Annotated in this window: 15 protein-coding genes; 7 read left to right on the top strand and 8 right to left on the bottom strand. The window is 63.8% G+C overall.

All coding sequences use genetic code 11. From position 1 onward, the window contains the following. Positions 1-160: 160 nt before the first annotated feature. Complete coding sequence (gene tyrS, locus ACSQ84_RS06945; RefSeq protein ID WP_436210873.1) at positions 161-1414, top strand: tyrosine--tRNA ligase; 1254 nt, start codon at positions 161-163, stop codon at positions 1412-1414. Positions 1415-1470: 56 nt separating this feature from the next. After that, positions 1471-2718 carry an MFS transporter gene (locus ACSQ84_RS06940; RefSeq protein WP_436211195.1) on the top strand — a complete coding sequence of 416 codons (1248 nt, stop codon included), beginning with the start codon at positions 1471-1473 and terminating at the stop codon, positions 2716-2718. Between the two features lie 106 nt (positions 2719-2824). On the opposite strand, the gene ACSQ84_RS06935 is transcribed toward ACSQ84_RS06940, so the two are convergent. Both ACSQ84_RS06935 and ACSQ84_RS06930 read right to left on the bottom strand, forming a co-directional pair. Next, positions 2825-3928, bottom strand: coding sequence for a mandelate racemase/muconate lactonizing enzyme family protein (locus ACSQ84_RS06935; protein ID WP_436210872.1), 1104 nt, complete (start codon positions 3926-3928; stop codon positions 2825-2827). Between the two features lie 95 nt (positions 3929-4023). Further along, positions 4024-7719: a YhdP family protein gene (locus tag ACSQ84_RS06930; RefSeq protein ID WP_436210871.1), complete on the bottom strand. Its 3696-nt coding sequence runs from the start codon at positions 7717-7719 to the stop codon at positions 4024-4026. Positions 7720-7947: 228 nt separating this feature from the next. Between ACSQ84_RS06930 and ACSQ84_RS06925 the strand changes: the two genes are divergently transcribed. Then, positions 7948-8757, top strand: coding sequence for a redoxin domain-containing protein (locus ACSQ84_RS06925; RefSeq protein WP_436210870.1), 810 nt, complete (start codon positions 7948-7950; stop codon positions 8755-8757). A gap of 180 nt (positions 8758-8937) precedes the next feature. Next, a complete protein-coding gene (locus ACSQ84_RS06920) occupies positions 8938-10293 on the top strand; it encodes a M23 family metallopeptidase (RefSeq protein ID WP_436210869.1) in 1356 nt (451 codons plus the stop codon). A 35-nt stretch (positions 10294-10328) separates the two neighbouring features. Here ACSQ84_RS06920 and ACSQ84_RS06915 read toward each other — a convergent pair whose 3' ends face one another. Both ACSQ84_RS06915 and ACSQ84_RS06910 read right to left on the bottom strand, forming a co-directional pair. Beyond that, positions 10329-11819, bottom strand: a complete 1491-nt coding sequence (locus tag ACSQ84_RS06915; RefSeq protein WP_436210868.1) for a flavin-containing monooxygenase — start codon at positions 11817-11819, stop codon at positions 10329-10331. Positions 11820-11856: 37 nt separating this feature from the next. Beyond that, positions 11857-12306, bottom strand: coding sequence for a cupin domain-containing protein (locus ACSQ84_RS06910; protein WP_192739844.1), 450 nt, complete (start codon positions 12304-12306; stop codon positions 11857-11859). A 285-nt stretch (positions 12307-12591) separates the two neighbouring features. Between ACSQ84_RS06910 and ACSQ84_RS06905 the strand changes: the two genes are divergently transcribed. After that, entirely contained in the window at positions 12592-13605 is a 1014-nt protein-coding gene (locus ACSQ84_RS06905; protein WP_436210867.1) for an AraC family transcriptional regulator, read from the top strand. Between the two features lie 17 nt (positions 13606-13622). On the opposite strand, the gene ACSQ84_RS06900 is transcribed toward ACSQ84_RS06905, so the two are convergent. After that, positions 13623-14840, bottom strand: a complete 1218-nt coding sequence (locus tag ACSQ84_RS06900) for an ABC transporter substrate-binding protein (protein WP_436210866.1) — start codon at positions 14838-14840, stop codon at positions 13623-13625. A 159-nt stretch (positions 14841-14999) separates the two neighbouring features. On the opposite strand from ACSQ84_RS06900, the gene ACSQ84_RS06895 reads away from it, so the two are divergent. Both ACSQ84_RS06895 and ACSQ84_RS06890 read left to right on the top strand, forming a co-directional pair. Next, the gene (locus ACSQ84_RS06895) at positions 15000-17159 is read left to right on the top strand and encodes a carbamoyltransferase C-terminal domain-containing protein (RefSeq protein WP_436210865.1); all 2160 of its coding nucleotides are present in this window, start codon (positions 15000-15002) and stop codon (positions 17157-17159) included. A 192-nt stretch (positions 17160-17351) separates the two neighbouring features. Continuing rightward, positions 17352-17513, top strand: coding sequence for a hypothetical protein (locus ACSQ84_RS06890; RefSeq protein ID WP_436210864.1), 162 nt, complete (start codon positions 17352-17354; stop codon positions 17511-17513). A gap of 1 nt (position 17514) precedes the next feature. Here ACSQ84_RS06890 and ACSQ84_RS06885 read toward each other — a convergent pair whose 3' ends face one another. The 3 genes from ACSQ84_RS06885 to prfB form a co-directional block, all read right to left on the bottom strand. Continuing rightward, a complete protein-coding gene (locus tag ACSQ84_RS06885) occupies positions 17515-18444 on the bottom strand; it encodes a DMT family transporter (RefSeq protein ID WP_436210863.1) in 930 nt (309 codons plus the stop codon). 79 nt (positions 18445-18523) lie between these two features. Then, positions 18524-19396, bottom strand: a complete 873-nt coding sequence (locus tag ACSQ84_RS06880) for an NAD(P)-dependent oxidoreductase (protein ID WP_436210862.1) — start codon at positions 19394-19396, stop codon at positions 18524-18526. A 3-nt stretch (positions 19397-19399) separates the two neighbouring features. After that, positions 19400-20531 (bottom strand): peptide chain release factor 2 gene (prfB, locus tag ACSQ84_RS06875; RefSeq protein WP_436210861.1). Its coding sequence is split into 2 segments (ribosomal slippage): positions 19400-20461 and positions 20463-20531, totalling 1131 coding nucleotides; the frame shifts between segments, so codons are not numbered across the junction. Between the last annotated feature and the right edge of the window lie 13 nt (positions 20532-20544).

The following is a 20544-nucleotide window of genomic DNA, read 5'->3' as shown; positions in this document are numbered from 1 at the left end:
CCACGCCCTGCTCGAATCGTCCCGCCGACGACGACCAGCTTGTGCCAAACACGGACATCTTATAATGCCACACCGCACGCGCTTGCGGCGACCTATTCCGCTATGGTTCCGCAACTCGTTACAATTACCGTGAAAATAGAATGATCAGAGTCGCAGACCAATGACCGCATTTAAATCAGATTTCCTGAACATTTTACAGGAACGCGGCTTCATCCACCAATGTTCCGATTTCGATGGCCTCGACGCGCTGGCCGCGAAGGGCCGGGCCATCGCCTATGTCGGCTATGACTGCACCGCGCCGTCGCTGCATATCGGCAATTACCTCACCATGATGATGCTGCACTGGCTGCAGGAGAGCGGCAACAAGCCGATCACCCTGATGGGCGGCGGCACCACCATGGTCGGCGATCCCTCCGGCAAGGACGAATCCCGCGCGATCCGCTCGATCGAGGAAATCGAGGCCAACAAGGCCTCGATCCGCGGCGTATTCTCCAAGGTGCTGCGCTACGGCAATGGCGCCAGCGACGCCATCATGCTCGACAACGCCGAATGGCTGACGAAGCTGAACTATATCGAGATGCTGCGCGACGTCGGCCGGCATTTCTCGGTCAACCGCATGCTGACGATGGACTCGGTGCGCTTGCGGCTCGAACGCGAGCAGGAGATGAGCTTCATCGAATTCAACTACATGGTCTGCCAGGCCTACGACTTCGTCGAGCTGGCGCGGCGCACCGGCTGCCGGCTGCAGATGGGCGGCTCCGATCAATGGGGCAACATCGTCAACGGCGTCGATCTCGGCCGCCGCATGGGCACGGAGCAATTATACGCGCTGACGACGCCGCTGCTGACCACGGCGTCAGGCGCCAAGATGGGCAAGACGGCGCAAGGCGCGGTGTGGCTCAACGCGGACCAATTCTCGCCCTACGATTTCTGGCAATACTGGCGCAACGTCGAGGACGCCGACGTCGTCAAATTCCTGAAGCTGTTTACGATCCTGCCGATGAGCGAGATCAACAAGCTCGCGGCGCTGCAGGGCGGCGAGATCAACGAGGCCAAGAAAGTGCTGGCGACGGAAGCGACCGCGCTGCTGCACGGCCGCGATGCCGCCACCACGGCTTCGGAGACCGCGCGGCAAACCTTTGAGGAAGGCGCGATCGCGGAAAGCCTGCCGACGGTGGAAATTCCGCGCGGCGAACTTGATGCCGGCGCCGGCGTGCTGGGGCTGTTCGTCAAGGCCGGACTCGTCGCGTCGAACGGCGAGGCGCGCCGCCAGATCAAGGGCGGCGGCCTTCGCGTCAACGATGCTGCGGTGACCGACGAGAAGATGGTGCTGAATGCGGGAAATCTCACGCAGGAAGGCGTCATCAAGCTGTCGATGGGCAAGAAGAAGCACGTCCTGCTCAAGCCTGCATAGGTGCATTCGCTTTTGACGCTTGCTAGGGCATGCGGAAGCGCGCTCCCATGCTCGCCATGGATGAGAGGACGCAAGCGACAGATGCGTTAACGCGGCCGCTGAAGCCGGCGCGCACGGCACTCAACGTGCTGGCGCTTTGCTTTGCGCTGTCGGTGGTCGGCCGCGGCCTCGGCGAAAGCTTTACGGTCTTCCTGAAACCGATCGCGGAGAGTTTCGCCTGGGACCGCGCCGAAGTGGTCTCGGTCTATTCGCTGACCTGGCTCGCGGGCGGACTGATGGCGCCGCTGGTCGGCCGGCTGTTCGATCGCTCCGGGCCGCGCCTCGTCTATTCGCTCGGATTGCTGCTGCTCGGCGGCTCGTTCCTGATCGCCTCGCGCGCGCAGGCGCTGTGGCAGTTCCAGCTCTCGACCGGATTGTGCGTCGGCATCGGCATCGCGCTGATCGGCGTCGTGCCTAACTCGATCCTGCTCGGCCGCTGGTTCGGCCCGCGATTGCCGACCGCGATGGCGATCCTCTATTCCGCGACCGGTGCGGGCATCCTGGTGCTGCTGCCGGTCTCGCAGGTGCTGATCGACCGCATCGGCTGGCGCGACGCCTATCAATGGTTCGGCATCGCCGCGCTGTGTCTCCTGGTGCCGCTGCTGCTGCTGCCGTGGCGGCTGTTCGCGACCGGCTCGCCGCACGTCGTCAGGAAGGCCGACGACGGCATCGTCGACGATGGCTGGACGCTGAAGGGCGCGATGCTCCACCACGTGTTCTGGGCGTTGTTCTCGACCTTCTTTTTCACCGCGGTGGCGATGTACGCCATCACCGCGCAGATCGTGGCGTATCTGATCGATGCCGGCTTCCCGCCTTTGGAGGCGGCCACCGCCTGGGGCTTTTCCGGCGTCGTGCTGCTGTTCGGCATGCTCGGGATCTCGACGCTCGACGGCATCATCGGCCGCCGGCCGTCGGTGCTGTTCAGCTACGGCGTTTCGATCCTCGGCATCATCCTGCTCTGGCTGCTGCAATATTATCCGAACTACTGGCTGCTGACCGGCTTCATCCTCACTTTCGGCAGCATGATCGGTTCGCGCGGGCCGCTGATCACCGCAACCGCGCTGAATATCTTTCGCGGCAAGCGGGTCGGCACTATCTTCGGCACGATTTCGATCGGCAGCGGCCTTGGATCAGGACTGGGCTCGTGGGCCGGCGGCCTGATCCATGACTGGACCCACAGCTACAACGCGCTGTTCGTGTTCGCGCTGGTCAATGTGGTGCTGGGGCTAATCCCGTTCCTGGTGGTGCCGGCGCTGCGGCGGTGAGCAGCGCTGCCTTGTCCGGAAGTTGCGAGCCATACCATAATACCGTTAGCGCCTCGAGCCAAGGCCCATTTGCTATCTTTGCATGGGGTTGTTTTCGCAATTTTTTCTAGACGCGAAACCGCTCCATGACTTCGCGGTCCGGTTCATAACCGAGCCCCGGCCCTTCCGGCACCGCGACCGCACCATCGGCGCCGACATCGATGGCGCCGCGCCACAGGCTCGCGGCCTGGTGCATGTAAAACACTTCGACGAAGGTGCGGTCGTCGCGGAGCGACATCAATTGCAGCGTCGCCAAAAAGCCCGGACCGAAATAGGGCGAATGCGGCGCCAGCCGGACGCCCATTTGATCGGCCAGATCAACCACCTTCAGATACTCGGTGATGCCGCCGACCTTGGTGACCGAGGGCTGCGCGTAGCTCACCGCGCCCGCGTCCATCATCTGGCGGAATTGATGGACCGTGCAGGCGTTTTCGCCGGCGGCGATATCGAGCCCTCCCTTGGTGCGCGTTTCCGCCAGCGCCGCGAAATCCTCCGGCGGCCACACCGGCTCCTCCAGGAACATCGGCGCGGCTTCCTTGCATTGATGCGCGAAGGCGATGGCCTCCGCCGACGTCAGGGGGCAATTCATATCGACCATCAGCGGGATGCCAGCACCGATCGCGCGCCGTGCGGCGAATACGGCGGGCGCCGTCGTCTCATGAAGCTTGACGGCCGTGTAACCGCGCCGCAGCGCGGTCTCACATTCGCCGGCGACGAGATCGGGCGTGCCGATCCGCAGCAGGCTGGCATAGGCCGGAATCCGCGCCCGCTTGCGCACGCCTAACAAGCTGTGCAGCGGGACGCCTTGCGCGCGTGCTGCAAGGTCCCACAACGCGATATCGAGGGCGGAGATCGCAAACATCGTGATGCCGTAGCGGCCGAACAGATGCAGATTGCGCTGGATGCTCTCCATGAAGGCCGGAATGCCGGCGGCGTCGGGGACTTCGAGACCCGTTGCCTGCGGCGCGATCATTTCATCGATCGCGGTGGCGACGGACCGCGGACACACATAGCTGAAGGCGTCCCCCCAACCTGTCAGGCCGGCGTCTGTCGACACTTCGACGAGAACGATTTCGAGCGCCGATATCGCCGAAGCGCCCTGCTTGAAGCTCGCCACGCCGGCGTCATAGGGAATGCGGATATGATGCGCACGGATGTTGGTGATCAGCATGACGCCAGCCTCCCTGTTTTTCGAAGACTAGCGCGGGACTATGCCGATTGGCCAGATCGATCGCTGACGGCCAAGCCCTCAAAAAGGATCGCGCCCTAATTATTGGCCGGCGGTAATTCGATCGGGTTGTTTTGCTTGCCGGTGTTGAACTCGAAGATCTTGCGCAGCACGCCGGGCGCCATCGCTGAAATCGGATTGACGCGCAGCACCGGCGCACCCGGCGTACCGACTACTTCATAGGTGACGCCGATCAGGCCTTCATTGCTGCCGCCGCCAAGGAACAGGCCGATCACGGGAAGCTGGCCGAACATATTATTGAGCCCGTACATCGGAACGAAGGTACCGCTCATGCGGACCGAGTTGCCGATATAGTCGAGGGTGCCCTCGATGGTGGCGCCGATCGTCGGGCCTTTCACGACGCCTTCCCGGATCGTGAGGTGTCCGCTCTGCCGGGTGAATTCGGCGCGCAGGCCCGAGAAGCCAATGCCGTTCTGGGTGCCGACCGGGCCACCGGCGGCGGCACGCTCGAGCGCGGCCTCGCCTTTGATGGTGAAGTCGCGAACATTGATCAGACCCTCCTTCGCCGAAGGCTCGACCGTCGGCGGCTCCATCGCGAGCGAGAGCTGACCGCCGATCATCTTGGAATAGCTGTCGGTGAAACGAAATAATGCGCCGGCGTCGTTGGTTTGCAGGATGATCAGGTCGCGGGCCTGCCCTTGTGCGCGGCCACGCAAATCGGCGCTGACCGGCGTATCGCGTCCAACCTTGCCCGTCATCGCAAACGTCCGGACGACGCCATTGCGTCGGGACATCTTGGCGTCGACGCTGCGCAGCGCTTCGCCATTGTGGCCAGCGACGGCGCCGAGCTTGACGTCGATGTCCATATCGATGTGCTTGGTCTTGCTCTTGGCGTCGGCTTCACGGCCCGAGATCGCCGATTTGAGGAAGCCGCGGCCGTCGAACACGTCGCCGCGCATCGTCACCTTGACGACGCCATCGGCATTGCGTTCGGCCTTCAGCGAGGTCTTGTCGCCTTCCGAGGGGGAGTAGGTCGGGAAGTTCGCGCTCATCAAATCGCCGTTCGCGTCGACTTCCAGCGAGCCCTTGATCGAGACGCCGCCGCCGTCGACGACGATGTCCTGGAACAGCGTCGACTGCTCCTTTTTCACGACGCTGAAGGTCGCCTTGCCGGACCTGCCCGGCACCTTGACCCAGCCCGGCAGGATGTTGTCGAGCCGCAGCGAAGTGAGATCGGCCTCGATGCCGACGCGGGTGTCGTTGTCGCCGATCTTGCCGATCACCTTGATCGGGATCGCGCCGCTGACGGCCGGACCAAGATCCAGCCCAAGCCGCGCGCGGCTGGCGTCATCCAGCGTCGCCGACAGCTTGATATCGGCGTCGCCCTCGTTCGGCTTGCGATAGTCCAGCGACGCCGGCTGGCCGTTGATCTTGACGTCGCCCCTGACCTGATAGCCGTTATTGTTGGCCACCACCTTCAGCGTGTTGGCTTCCAGCTTCTGGTTCATCACCAGCTTGTCGATGGACACGCCGCCGAGATCGGCGGTTACGGAATAAGTGGTATCGGCCTTGGTCAGCACGCCCTTGACCGGCATGCCGAGCATGACGGTGGCCGTCACCGTTCCCTTGCTGGCGTTCGGATCGACGAAGGTGGCGGATACGTCGCTGAGGCGGTCGGATGCCAGAATCTCGGCCGCCGCCGGAATGGTTCCATCGATCCGGAATTTGACCTTTGACGGCGATGGCTTCGGTGCCATGTCCGGCACCTCGAAGACGAAATCCGAAATGGTGACCTTGCGGCCGGACGGCGTATCGGCGATCCCCTGGCCGATGTTGACGGTGGCGGTGCGGCCCGTCACCCGCGCCTTCAGGTCGGCATCGCGCACGACCGGCATGTCATCGACCGGCCGCACCGTCACGCCGGTCGCCGTGATGTTGACCGCGAGGCCGTCGTCGGGAATCGGCGGGCCTTTGCGCGACAAATTTCGTACCGGCGAATTGACGCCGACCTCGATACGCTGGAGCGTGCCGCGTTCGATCCGCTCGATCACCCATTCGCGCACTTCCGGCACGATCAGGATCGGCCACATCCGCTTCAGCGCGGCGGCCGACATCGGCGTGCCGGCAAAACCGAGCTGGAGCCGCGCCTCGCCGGAATAATCGACGCTGCCGGTTCCGGCGACGCCGATCTCGCCGTTGCTGATATCGGCTTGCGTCAGCACCACGCGCTTGCGGTCGGTGTCGAAGCGCAGGCCGATCGCGATGCGGTTGAAGATCAGCGGTTGTTCGCCGTCATTGCCGGCGAGCACGATGGTGCCGCCGCTCAGGCCGGCCTGCCAGTCGGTGGTCGCGCCATTCGGCGGCTCCAGATGGCCGAGCAGCGTGACCCGGTTGGCGCCGGACACGATCTTGAACGGGGCGACCAGCACGCGCCGCGCGGAATCCCATTCGACGTTCATTTCCGCCGCATCGATCGGCATCGGATAATCGGGCGTATCGCTGTCGATGATGTGGCCGGCACCGGCGGTAAGCTTGCCGCGGAAGTAGGTCGGCAGGCCGTCGCGGCCGAGTTCGCCCTTCAATTCGCCCGACAGCGGCAGGTTCGCGCTGTAGGTGAGATCCTTCACCCGCATCGCCAGCAGGATATTGGCCGTCGGCACCTTGTCGGCGCGCAGATCGACCGAGCGCACGCCGTTGGCCTGCGGCCCGATCACCGCCCGCAGCGACCATGGTCGGGCGCCCTCCTCGCCAACGCTCAGCGCCACCCCGCCGGCACTCGGCCGGCGCAGGCTCATGCTGATATTGTCGAACGTCCATTTGTTGCCGCGCTGCTGGTCGTCGACGACCAGATTGCCGTTCTTCAAGCCGATTTCGTTGAGGTTTTGTCCATCGAGACCGGTCAGGCTCAGGCTGTCGAGCCAATCGAGGCCGGCCAGCAGTCCGTTCTGTGCCGTCTCGGGCGCCGGTGTGCCAGCCGGTGGCGCCGGCCGCGGGAATGTCGCCGCAAGGCCCGCATCGCGCTTCGAGGCCACGCCGGTCGCCAGCGGTTTTGAAGTGTCGCCGGCGGAGACCGTCACCTGGCCATCGGGCGTGATTCGGACCGCGAGTTCGGCATCGACCAGATTGAGGCTCTCGGCGCGAAGCCGCCCCATCAGTAGCGCAGTGCCCGATAATCTCACTTCGGCCTTTGGCGCGCTTGCCACAATGGCCTGGTCGCGATCCCTGACCACGATGTCGCGGATCCGCACCGCGATACGAATCCTGCCGGCGCGCTCGATCTGCGTGCCACCGACCTCGACCGTATTGCCGTGCCCGATATTTTCCTCGATCGCCGCCGCAAGCCAGGGCGTCGCCAGGTCGAGATTGATCGGCCCGGCGCCGAGCCGCCACCAAAGCCCGCCGAAACAGCTCGCAAAAATCGCGGCCAACACGGCGATCACGACCGCAAGGCGCTTGACCCAGCGTTCGCCGGTGACCCATCGGTTCAGCGCGGAAACATTGTCGCTCAGCCGGTGAAAACGGGAATTGGAACGCGCCAACAGCCGCCGTGCGCGGTGGCCCGCCGCCTCGTCCTGGTCGGAATCCCAGCCGGCCTCATCCCACTGCGAGAGCTGGGCCTCGGCACGCGGATTCGACGCTTGGGGCCGAGGACTCTGGGGCCCAAGACTTGGGGGCGAACTATTCCTAGCCATTGCCTCTCGGTGCTGGCGCTGAGATTGATCGCCGCCGCAGGCGCGCCCATCGATTTGTATCGAGCGCTCCCGTGCCGGCATCGCTGCCAATCCTCGATTAATACTGTTACTCGTAGCCCGACCCAAGGACTCAAAAATCGACTGAATCAAACGGGCCTTCAACGAGCGGACGGGTGGTGCGTCGAATTCCTTGTAACCATACTCCGAGGTCATCAAACTTGCCCAGCGGCCGGAGCGAATCCGATAGGCCGGGGTGAGACCCGCAATACCCTATTGGTTGATCCGCCGAAAGCGACGAAAGGAAGGCGTATGTCCAAGAAAACGCGTAAGAAATCCTCCAAGGGATCCTCCAAGGCACTCGCAAAGACACTCGCCAAGACACCTGCCAAGACGCCTGCAAAGACATCCGCCCAAAAAAAGACCACCGCGAAGGCGACCCGCGGCGCCGCAAAAGCCGCCGTCAAAACGCCCGTGACCAAGGCCCGCAAGGCGGTCTCCAAGAAGCCGGACACGGCAACCCGAAGCGCTGTAACCAAAGAATCCCACAAGCCCGCATCGAAATCGTTAAAATCCAAGCCATTGACGGCGCCGATGCCGGATTTGAAGCCCATTCCCAAGCCGGCTGCGAAGCCGGACACCAAGCCGGCCCCGGCATCCGGGCGGGTCGAAGGCGCCAAGGCGCCCAGCTTCCAGTTGCCGCGCGATGGCGGCGACAGCATTTCGCTGGCCGATTTTGCCGGCCAGAAACTGGTGCTGTTCTTCTATCCACGCGCCGACACCCCCGGCTGCACCCGGGAAGCGATCGACTTCACCCGCTTGAAGGACGCCTTCGCAGCGAGCGGAACGGCCGTGCTGGGTATCTCCGCCGACACCGTGAAGGCCCAGGAGTCCTTTCGGAACAAGCACCAGCTCTCGATTCCTCTGATCTCGGATGAGAAACATGAGATGCTGGAGGCCTATGGCGCCTGGGGCGAAAAATCCATGTATGGCAGGACCTTCCTCGGGATTCTTCGCACCACCGTTCTGATCGGGGCCGACGGCAGGATCGCCAAAATCTGGCGCAATGTCCGGGTCGATGGCCACGCCGACGAGGTCCTGGCTGCGGCGCAAGCCATCTAAATCCTTTTATCGACGCGTTTCTTCACGCGAACCGCAGCCCCGGATCGAGTCCGGGGCAGGCTTCGCACAAAAACGCTATGACTTTCCCGGTTCCATTTCCCAAAAATTAACCATGAGTGGGTCAAATCGGCCTCGCAAATGAGCCGTACGGAACCCTGTCCGACCGGCGCGGGAGAGCCGATGTCGTACCGTTCCGGTCAGCATTCCGATCACCACCAGCAACAGCACCATCATCCCCACGAGAGCCGGGCGCGCCGTCCCGTGGCGCAAGTCGCGGCACTGCCCGCGGCCAATGACGGCTATGCCATCGTTCACGCCGGCAAGCAGGTGCGGTTCGGGCCCGTGGTGTTCTGGATCGTCGTCGGCACGGTCGTCGTGCTCGGAATGTGGTCGGCGGCGACCGCCACCTATTTCGCCTTTCGCGACGACGTCCTGACCCGGCTGATCGCCCGCCAGGCCGAGATGCAATACGCCTATGAAGACCGCATCGCCGAACTGCGCGCCAAGGTCGACCGCACCACCAGCCGCCAGTTGCTCGATCAGGAACAGTTCGACCAGAAGCTCGACCAGATCATGAAGCGCCAGACCGCGCTGGAATCCCGCGCCACCGCGCTCGGCGCCATTCCGGACACCGCGGCGACCGGATCGATCCGGCCGCCGGCACGCGGCGCCGCCGTCGAGACGCCGGCTTCCGGCATCCCGAAACCCAGCCCGATCAGCGACACCGTGATCTTCGTGGCGCCGCCGGATCGTGAAGCGCGGCTGGAATCGCGCGCGCCCGTTGTGGTCAAGCCGCAAGCCAGCCAGTACGCCAAGGTTCAGGGCGTCGACAATGTCCTGGTCCGCCTGCAAACCTCACTCGACCAGGTCGAGCGGCGCCAGCTGGCGGCGCTGAGCTCGGTCGAAGACAGTATGGAATCGCGCGTTCGCCGGATGCGCGGCGTGTTCACCGATCTCGGCCTTGACATGGCGCAACTCGAAGCCGCGACCCCGCGTTCGGGCGTCGGCGGCCCCTTCGTCCCCGTCAAACTTGCCGCAGATGCTGGGCCGTTCGAGCGCCAGCTCAACCGGATCAACGCCACCCGCGCCCAGGTCGAGCGGCTGAACCGGACGCTGGCACTGGTGCCCTACCGCAAACCCGTCGTCGGCGAGGTCGAATTCACATCCGGCTTCGGCGTCCGCAGCGATCCCTTCCTCGGCCGGCCGGCGATGCATACCGGTCTCGATTTCCGCGCCGCAACCGGCGATCCGGTGCGCGCGACCGCGAACGGCAAAGTGGCCACGTCGGGATGGATGGGCGGCTATGGCCGCATGGTCGAAATCGATCACGGCAATGGACTGTCGACCCGCTACGGCCACCTTTCGGAGATTCACGTCAGGGTCGGCGACGTCGTCAGGATCGGACAGGTGATCGGCGCGGTCGGTTCGACCGGCCGCTCGACCGGGCCGCATCTGCATTACGAAACCCGGATCGACGGCGACGCAGTCGACCCGCAGAAGTTTTTGCGCGCCGGCGTGCGCCTCAGCTCGGGATAGTTCGCCTTTTCTTTGCCTTCCGATCAGATCCGACTTCAAGCCAACACCTTATAATCCGGTGCAGAAGCGAGAAACCGCGCATAGGCATCGGCGTCCGGCGGGGTGAATTTCTCCACCAGCGCGCCGCGCCGGCGTTTCATTGTCCCGATATCGGCGAGCAACTCGTCGAAATGCTTGAAGTGGTAGGGGGCCACGCACAGCCCGCCATAAACACCGGCCGCCGGCCGCTCCACGCGCCTGAAGTTGAGCATCATTTCGATGTTGTCGCGCATCTCGGCGGGGCTCGGCTGCTGCGCCAGCTGGCCGTCGGCGTAACGGACCAGCCAGTTTGCCGCCAAATCGGCGCACAGCACCGTGCAGAAGCTGGAGTTGAAGCCGACGAAACCCATGTCCGGCAGATCCGGGTTGGCAATCAGCCGGTAGAGCCTGTACTGGCCGTCGGGGTCAACCAGCCGGTCACGAAGCGCCTGCGGCAGGAACGGCACGCCGAGCTTGTAGCCGATGGCGAGGATGGCGAGATCCGCTGCGACGCGCTCGCCGCCGGTCATCACGACGCTGCTGCCGTCATAGTGGTCGAAGCTGCCGCGGATCGCCTTGATCCGGCCATCGGCCACCATCGGAAAGAAGTCCGGCGTGGCGATCGGCACCGAGCAGTTGACGCCGTCCTCGATGCGCTGGTCGGGGACCATGTCGCACTTTTTCAGCTTGAGCTGCAGCTTCAGCATGCTTTCCAGGCCGCGCCAGTTGGCCCAGATGAATGGCTTCGCCACCGCGTGCTTGAATCGCGACAGCGCCCCGATGCCCCAGCATTTGAACATCTCCTCCTGCGCGCGGATGTAGAGGATGCGCTTGAAGTTGATCAGTCCGCCGATGAAGTAGGGAATCCGCCACACCGGTTCGCGGTACACCAGCGTGACTTCGCTGGCGCCGGAATTGACGGCGTTGACGGCGATGTCGGTGGCCGATTTCGAGCCGCCCAGCACGACCACCTTCTTCCCCTTGGCAAGCCCGGCATCGTTGTATTGCGAGGAGTGCAGGACGCGCCCGCCCTGCGCCTTGAACGTGTCCTCGCCGCGAAGGCTGAGGGTCTGCGGTTCGTTGAACTGCCCGATGCAGACCGCGACGAAGTCAAAATCCTCCTGGGTGCTGCCATCGGCGCTGCGTAGATCGAGCCGCCAGCCCGGCTTTAAGTCCGGGCGGCTATTCATCTGCATAACTTCGGTATTGAAGCGGATCAATCGATCGAAGCCATGATCGCAGGCGTATTCGGCAAGATAGGCATGGACCTGCGGACCTTTCGGCCACTCCGGATAGGACGCCGGCATGGCCTTGTCGGTGTAGCGGTAAAGCTCCTTCGGGCTTTGGGTCTGCACGTCGGGATAGGATCTGGCCGGCTCCCAGACGCCGCCGAGGTCGCCGCTGCGCTCGACAATGGTGACGTGGTGCCCGCGCGCCGAAAATGCCTTGGCCGCGGCAAGCCCGGACACGCCGGCGCCGATGATGCAGACCCGCTTTTGCTTGACCATGGTTGTCTCCGTCGTGAAGCTGAAAACGCGCGCGCCGCTATTCGTTGGCCTCGGGTGGCAGGAAGTTCACCTCGTGCTCGGCGGAAACCCGGACCACCTCCGCGGGATCGGTCATGTTGTGCAGCCGGTTGAACAGCGCTTCGAGCTTCTGCATCGGCGATACCCAGAACAGCGCACGCGCCGGCTTGTCGGACTTGTTGAAGTATCCGTGCGGAATGCCGCGCGGCAGCCGCACCAGGTCGCCGGCCTTCGCCTTCACCCAGACGCCGTCGAGCTTGAGATCGAGTTCGCCTTCCTGCACCAGGATGAATTCGTCCTGGGTCGGATGGATATGAACCGGCACGAACTGGCCGGGATCGCTGTTGGTCTCGAAGGCGAAGGTGGAATCGGTCACCGCCTTCGGGAAATAGACCTGACCGAGGATATTCCAGGTGACACCGCCGTAGCCGGTGCCATCAGCGGTGATACCTTTTTCGAGCGCTGCCATGTGCCGTCTCCTGCTGGATGGTTTATCGGTCGGATAAATCCGTCGTGTCGGCACAGGCTGCGGCGATCCCGCCCGGCCGTCTAGCCGCAAAACGAATCCGCCACCGGCGACGCCAGGAATTCCTTTTGGCCTGGCCTGGCCGATCTTGCGGCGCACGATCGTCGCGGCGCGGGTCGCCGCCGGCTGCGCGACGATCGGGCAATCGTGCCCTGCCAAATCGCCTTTCCAAGCATCCGCCCCGAAGATATTATAGGATTGAAACAACCCGAAGGCCGTGTGAGGACGATGGGCGCAGCCGTTGCGGAACAGGTTCGAGACGCCAGGCTGGCCGCGTTCAATCGCGTATCGACCGACAGCGTCGATGCCGCCGCCGAGGCGATCGGCCGCATCTTCTGCCCCCATGAGCTGACGCCGTCTCGCCCGTCGGCGCCAGGTTTTTACGCCCTGCACAATTGTGCCGCCTTCGACGGGTTCTCCATCAACTACGTCGCCTATGGCGGGTCGGTATCGATCGATCCCGGCTGCCTCGACCGCTTCTTTCTGCTGCAGATTCCGCTTCGCGGATCGGCGCGGATCGCAACCGCGGCTTGCGAGGTTGAGAGCCATCCCGGCACGCTCGCCTCGCTGCTGTCGCCGACGGTCCCGACGCAGATGACATGGGACGGCGATTGCGCCCAACTGATCCTTCTGGTTGACCGCCGCCTGGTCGAACAGCGGGCCGCAGCCCTTTCGGGAAAGCCGGCCGGCGCGGTCGAGTTTGCGCCGGCGATCGATCTCAACCAGGCCTGCGGGCGTGAACTGCAGTCACGGGCCGCCGATCTGGTCGATCTGGCCGAGCATCTCGGACCGAGCCGCCGCCTGCCGCCGATCGCGGCGGCCGAACTGCGCGAGACGCTGCTCGGCGCCCTGCTCCATGGTCACCGCCACAGCCTGAGCGACGCGATGCAGGTGTTCGGCGGCCGCGCCGAAACCCTGCCGCGACCGTTGCGGCGGGCGCGGGATTGTCTGCATGCTCATGCGGCCGAGCCGCTCGATCTTGCCCAACTCGCGGAAGTCACCGGCATCGGCATCCGCGCGCTGCAAATCGGCTTCCGGCGCCATTTCGGCACCTCCATTTCACAGATGCTGCTCGATATCCGGCTGGCCCACCTCAATGCCCGGCTGAACAGCGCCCGCCCCGGTGAGCGCATCACGGAGATCGCCTTCGAACTTGGCTTTACGCATCTCAGCCGCATGGCCTACGCCTACGGCAAAAAATTCGGCGAAACGCCGTCCTCGACCCTGCGCAGGATGAGCTGAATCAATCCGGGCGCTACTTAGTGCCCAACCTCGCCTGCGATGATGTCGCCGAACAGCTCCCAGCTTTGGCCGTTGAATTTCATCAATTGCATCTGTTCGATCGGAAAGAAATCGTTCGGGCCGGTGTTGATCTGGATGCCGGGCAGCAGCACATCGCTGGTAAAGCCTTTCAGGCTGGCGGCCTGCTTCGTCACGTTCTCCCGCGTGAGGTTGTCGCCGCACTGTTTCAACACCTGGACCATGGTTTGCGCGGTCGCGTAGCCATAGACATTGTTGTTGTTGGTCTTGTCGCCATCCGAGAAATATTTGTCCATGAAGGCGGCCCACGCCTTGATGCCCGCGTCGTCCTTCCACACGGGATCGGTCGGATCCTTGATGTAAGCTGTCGAGATGATGCCCTTGGCGTTGTCGAGCCCGGCCGGCTTGAGCACGGTGGCCACCGACGTCGAGACGTTGCCGAGGAAATAGACCGGCTTCCAGCCGAGCTCCGCGACCTTGCGGATCGCCTGCGCCGCGCCCTTGGGCGCCGCCCAGGTCATGAAGATATCGGCGCCGGAGTCCTTCAGCGCCACGATCTGCGAATCGAGCGTGGGATCGGCAACCTCGTATGATTTATCCGCGATGATCATGTTGGCCTTGACGCCGAGGCCGTCGCGCAATCCCTTCATCTGATCACGCCCGGCATCGTCATTCTGCCAGATCGCAGCGATCTTGCCGTTCGGATAATTCTTCAGGATGTAGGCCGCGTAGATCCGACCCTCGCTCTGATAGTTCGGCTGCCAGCCCATGGTCCACGGAAAATTCTGCGGATCGCCAAATTTAGTCGCCCCGGTCGCCACGAAAAGTTGCGGGACTTTCTTCAGGTTCATGTATTTCTGGATCGCCGAGTTCGACGGCGTGCCGAGCGGCTGGAAGATCAGCAGAACCTCGTCGCTCTCCACCAACTTGCGTGCCTGCTCGACGGCCTTCGGCGGACTATAGGCATCGTCATAGCTGACGAAGTTGATCTTGCGGCCGTTGATGCCGCCTTCGGCGTTGATCTTGTTGAAATAGGCGGCCTGGGCCTTGCCGATGGTGCCGTAGGCGGAGGCCGGGCCGCTATAGGGCATGATGTTGCCGATCTTGATTTCGGTATCGGACGCGCCCGGATCGTATTTCTTCTGCGCGCTGGCTGCGGTCGCAGTCATCGCGGCGATCGCCGTCATCGCAACCAGGGTTCGGATTCGAGCCGTCATCGTTCTCTCCCATGTCGTTTATTGTTTTGCCAAAGTGTCGCAAGCCGCGCGCGGGCTGGCAAGGCGCGGCTTATTCCGCAGGATGAAACGGCATTGTTGCGCGCCGCCTTTTATGATTGATGCAGGCGGCGACACATATCCCCTGCAAGGCCCCGCGAATTGAACCCAGATACACGAATTGGTCCCCGCCATCCGAAGCTCGCCGCAGCCGGTTTCCGTGCCGCGCGATGGCTGGCTGCGAAAACATTTGGCGCGGCCGGTTTTCATCAGCTCGGTTCAAAATTTGCCGATGCGCGGATCGCGCAGGTCCGCGACAAGCTCGCGCGCGGAGAAACGGTTTATCTCGCCGGCCTCGGCGCGCCCGGCACGCACAATTCAGGCGTGGCGCTGGTTGAGGTCACGCAGGCCCACGGCCCCCGTCTGATCCTCAACAACGAGGAAGAACGCTTTTCCGGCAACAAGCACACCACAGAATATCCGCGCGCCTCTGTTGACGCGATGGTTGCGACCTTGCGCGGCATCGGGCGCGACATCGGCGATGTCGACGCCTGGCTTACCAGCTGGGATTACCCGACGCTGGCGGGAACGCTGGCTCGCTCGGTGCTGGAGGAAATGCCGCAAAGCCTGAAGCTGCTGCGCACCACCGAGGCCGCCGGCTTCGACGGACGACGTCTCGACCAGATGACGCGGACGCCGAAGATCCTTGCCAGGCAATTGGGACTTGCGGAGCGCGTGCCGCTGATCTGCCTGCCGCATCACGACAACCACGCCTGGTTTTCCTTTGCCGCCTCGCCCTTTGCCGACGATGGTGAGCCGGTTGCGGTCGCGGTGCTGGATGGCACCGGCGATCAGGGATCGATATCGCTCTATGTGGTCGAGAACGGCAAGATGCGCCGGCTCTATTGCAACGACAGCATGTTCGATTCACTGGGCGCGTTCTACAGCGTGATTTCTTCAACGCAGGGCGGCTGGACCTGGCTCTCCAGCGAAGGCCGCTACATGGGCGCGGCCGCCTGGGGCGACATGAACCGCGCCAGCAATCCCTATTACGCGCGGCTGCGACAGGTCCTGCATTTCGGCGAGGCCGGCGAGGTCATGATCAATCGCGCCATGGCCAACTGGTATTGCGATCCGTTCGATAACCCATACAAGACACCCCTCACCGACATCCTTGGACCATCAATCAAGCCCGACCAGCTCTGGAATCCCGACGCGCTCCTCCGCGTCGAGGACATCCATCATCGTCCCGACACCAAGGATCGCCTCGACAAGGCCGCCGCAACGCAACTGGTGTTCGAGGATGCCATGATCCATGTCGTGGATCATCTCTTGCGTATCACAAGTGCGAGCCGGCTGGTGCTGACCGGCGGCGTGGCGCTCAACGCAATCGGCAACATGCGGCTCCTCGAACATTTCGATGAAGCCTGGTTTGTCCGCGCGCAGCAACGCAAGGAGCGCCTGCATCTGTGGGTGCCGCCGGTGCCCGGCGATCCCGGCGTCACCATCGGCGCCGCCTGGATGTTCGCGCATCTGGCCGACGCCCCGCGCGGCGCGCCGATGACGCACGCGTTCTATTGCGGCCTGCCGCCGTCGAACGATGAGATCGCTAATGCGCTTGATACTGGCGACATCAGTTCGCAACGCATCGGCGATATCTCGACAGCCGCTAGCCGCGACGCCGTCGCCGACCTGATGGCGTTCATGGTTGCGCAGAACGGTGTGATCGCGCTCTATCAGGGCGCCGCCGAGACCGGACCGCGCGCGCTCGGCCACCGTTCGATCCTCGCCAATCCCTGCAATCCCGAGGCGCGCGAGCGGCTCAACGAACGCGTCAAATACCGCGAGGCGATCCGCCCGCTGGCGCCGATGGCCACGCTCGAAGCCGCCCAGCAATATTTCAATCTGCTGCCGGGCGCCTCCGATGCCGGCTACAATGCCTACAATTACATGGTGCTGACGGCGCAATCGAAACCGAGCGCGCGTGACAAAATTCCAGCGGTCGTTCATGCCGACGGCACTGGCCGCATCCAGATCGTCAACGCGAAGGACGATCCCCTCACCTACGCTTATTTGAAGGCGCTCGGCCGGCACATCGGCGTCGAGATATCCGTCAACACGTCGTTCAATGTCGCCGGTCCGATCGCGCAGACGCCGCAACAGGCCATCGACACGCTGCGGCGCTCCAAGGGCCTCGACGTTGTCGTGCTGGTGGCCGATGACGGCGCGGTCTATGCCGCCTGGCATGGCGGCGAGCGCGACAGCGGACGATTTTCCGGCTGGTTCGCGCAATGGCAAGACCGTCGGCAACACCGCGGGTAAGGTTGACAGGTTAGCTTAACCAGCGACTGCGATTGCGCTGCGACCGCCGCGCGCTATCATCCATGCAGTGGACGATTTGATCCGTCCCAACCCCTGTTAACTTCGCCGTCGGGCGATCATATTCCGCCCGGCGGCCTCGTTAAATCGTGAGCGCGCGCCATGCATGCCGGAAGCCAGGAGCGGTTACGAATATTGAGCCTCAGTGCGAAGCCCGCCTGGGCCGAAGTCTGGCACGTCCGGAAGATTTTCATTCCGCGGCGATCCATCACCGGACGATTGCTGACCGGCCAGGTCTGGCGGCGTCACGACGGCCGGCGCTGGATTTACAAGAAGTTCACCGAATACGCCGGCTAGACTATCGCACGACAGCGGGTCCTCGAAACAGCTCAAGCACCCGCCCGTCGATCAAGAGCAGCGCGCTGCCGATCACCAGCGCTCCCGCGATTTCGCGCGGCGATATCTGCTCGCCCAGCACGAGATAGCCGAGCACGATGGCGGTCACCGGAATCAACAGTGTCACCAGCATGACGTTGGTCGCGCCGGAGCGCCGCAGGATCTGGAAGAACACGATATAGGCCAGCGCCGTCGACAGGACCGCCAGACCGATCACCGCGCCCCACGTCGCAGGCCCCGGCATCGGCAATTGCCTGGGGCGTTCGATGACGCCGGCGACAACCATCATCATCACGCTGGAAGCCAGCAACTGGAACGTTGCCGTTCCCAGCGGCGGCGAGTTTGACAGCAGCCGTCGCGCCAGCAGCGCCGAAAGGCCGTAGCTGAACGCGCCGGCGAGGCAGAGCAGGATGCCGATGCCCTGGGCGCTCCAAAACCCCTCGCCGTCAAAATTCCAGCCGCGCAGGATGACGACCCCGATCAGCCCGACGATGACGCCCGCGATACGTCGCGTCTGCAGCTTCTCCTCGCCGGCCAACGCCATCACGACAACCGTGAACAGCGGCGTGGTGGCGTTCAGGATCGAGGCGAGCCCGCTCGGGACGCTCATCTGTCCCAGCACGATCAGCGAGAACGGCAATACGTTGTTGAAAAGCCCGATCGCAAAAAACGGCTTCCAGCCGGAAACCCCCTTTGGAAAATCAATCCGGTAGACCCACAGCAACGGCAGCAGGATGATCGACGCCAGCGCCACGCGCAGGAATACCAGTGTCAGCGGCGGCAGTTCGCGCAGCACCAGGCCATTGAAAAAGAACGAGCCGCCCCACAGGATCGAAAGCAGGCCAAGCAGCGACCAGTCGCGGGCGTCGATTCGGTTGTCATGGGCGGGCATTGCGGCTCATGTCTGCGTTTGACGCAGATCTATTCCGGCGCGCGTGCCGTTCCCACCCGATTTCCGAATACGTGCGCGCCTATTTCGGCCGCGACACGATCTCGATCATCTTGCCTTCGTCGTCGTCGGGCGCGTAGGCCTTGGCGCGGTCGTAGGATTGCACGGCGGCGCGTCCCATGATCGGCGGCGCCGACAACAGGCTCTCGGCCAAAGCGACGGCGTAAGCCGCATCCTTCTGGCGCAGGGCTGCGGTGAAGGTCGCATCGGCAAAATTGCGCTCCGCCATCCGCTTGGAATGCCGGATCACCTGCGGGCTCGCCGCGACGCCGGTTTCAATCGCTTCCAGCACCAGCTTCATGTCGAGCCCGGCCTGCTCGGCAATCGCCAGTCCCTCGGCAATGCCCGCGATCTGAATCGCACCCATCAGATTGTTGATCAGCTTGTAGACCGTGCCTGATCCCACCGCGCCGAAATGGCGGATGGTGGTCGAGAGCGGTGCCAGATAGGGCCGCGCCTGCTCGAGGTCGGCCGGCTCCGCGCCGACCAGCAAGGTCAGTCTTCCCGCGGCCGCCGCGTCCGGCAGGCCGGTGACGGGGCTGTCGACATAGACAAAACCGCGCCCGCGCAGTTCGCGCGAAAGCTCAAGCGCGTGCTGGTACGACACCGTGGAGCATTCGATCGCCAGCGTTCCGGACTTCATCGTCGTGGCAGCGCCATCGTTGCCGAGCCACACGGCGCGAGACGCCCCGTCATCGGCGACCATGGTGACGACGGCATCGGCGCCATCGGCCGCATCCGCCGGCGAAGCGGCCCAGCGCGCGCCACGCGTGATCAAATCCTCGGCTTTCGCCTTGCTGCGATTCCAGATCGCTACCGAAAAACCGGCATCGAGATAGCGGCCCGCCATGCCATGGCCCATTCGACCAAGGCCGATGAAAGCGACTGTCGTCATGGGCTAATCCACATCCTCGACCGATCCGGGACCGGTGCCGAACGCTCGCTGCGCCAAGGTCGCGGCCATGAATTCATCGAGATCGCCGTCGAGCACGCCCGATGTGTCCGAAGTCTGCACGCCGGTGCGCAGATCCTTGACCATCTGGTAGGGCTGCAACACGTAGGAGCGGATCTGGTGACCCCAGCCGATATCGGTCTTGGCGGCCTGGTCGGCGGCGGCCTGCTCCTCGCGCTTCTTCAGCTCGATTTCGTAGAGCCGCGCGCGCAACATGTCCCAGGCCTGCGCCTTGTTCTTGTGCTGCGAACGGCCGGCCTGACAGACCACCGCGACGCCGGTCGGGATATGCGTCAGTCGAACCGCGGATTCGGTCTTGTTGACGTGCTGCCCGCCGGCGCCGCCGGAGCGCATGGTGTCGGTGCGCACGTCGGACTCGGCGATGTCGATCTTGATGCTGTTGTCGACCACGGGAAAGATCGCGACCGACGAGAAGGACGTATGGCGGCGCGCGTTGGAATCGTATGGCGATATCCGCACCAGCCGGTGCACGCCGGCTTCGGTCTTGAGCCAGCCATAGGCATTGTGGCCGGAGATCTGGATGGTGGCGGATTTGATGCCGGCTTCTTCGCCCTGGGTTTCTTCCAGATACTCGATCTTGAAGCCGTGCTTCTCGGCCCAGCGCGTATACATGCGCAGCAGCATCTCGGCCCAGTCCTGGCTTTCGGTACCGCCCGCGCCGGCATGGACCTCGAGATACGAATCGAACCGGTCGGCCTCGCCCGACAGCAGCGCTTCGAGTTCGCGCCGCGCCACTTCCTTTTTCAGGGCCTTCAGGGCGTTCTCGGCTTCGGTGACGACGCCGGCATCGTTCTCGGCTTCGCCGAGTTCAATCATCTCGACATTGTCGCTGAGCTCGCGCTCGACCTTGCCGATGCCCTGCAGCGCATCCTCCAGCGAGGTGCGCTCCTGCATCAGCTTCTGGGCCTTCTGCGGATCGTTCCAGAGAGTGGGATCTTCGGCGAGCTTGTTCAGCTCGGCTAGCCGGGCCGTGGACTGTTCGACGTCAAAGATGCCTCCTCAGCAGCCCGACTGACTGCTTGATCTCTTCAACGAGGCGTTCGACTTCGGCGCGCATGGTGTCTCTGATC

The organism is Bradyrhizobium sp. LjRoot220, from assembly GCF_964252915.1.
Lineage (GTDB): Bacteria > Pseudomonadota > Alphaproteobacteria > Rhizobiales > Xanthobacteraceae > Bradyrhizobium.
The sequence above is the reverse complement of the archived record's forward strand: the minus strand, read 5'-3'. Positions and strand labels throughout refer to the sequence as shown.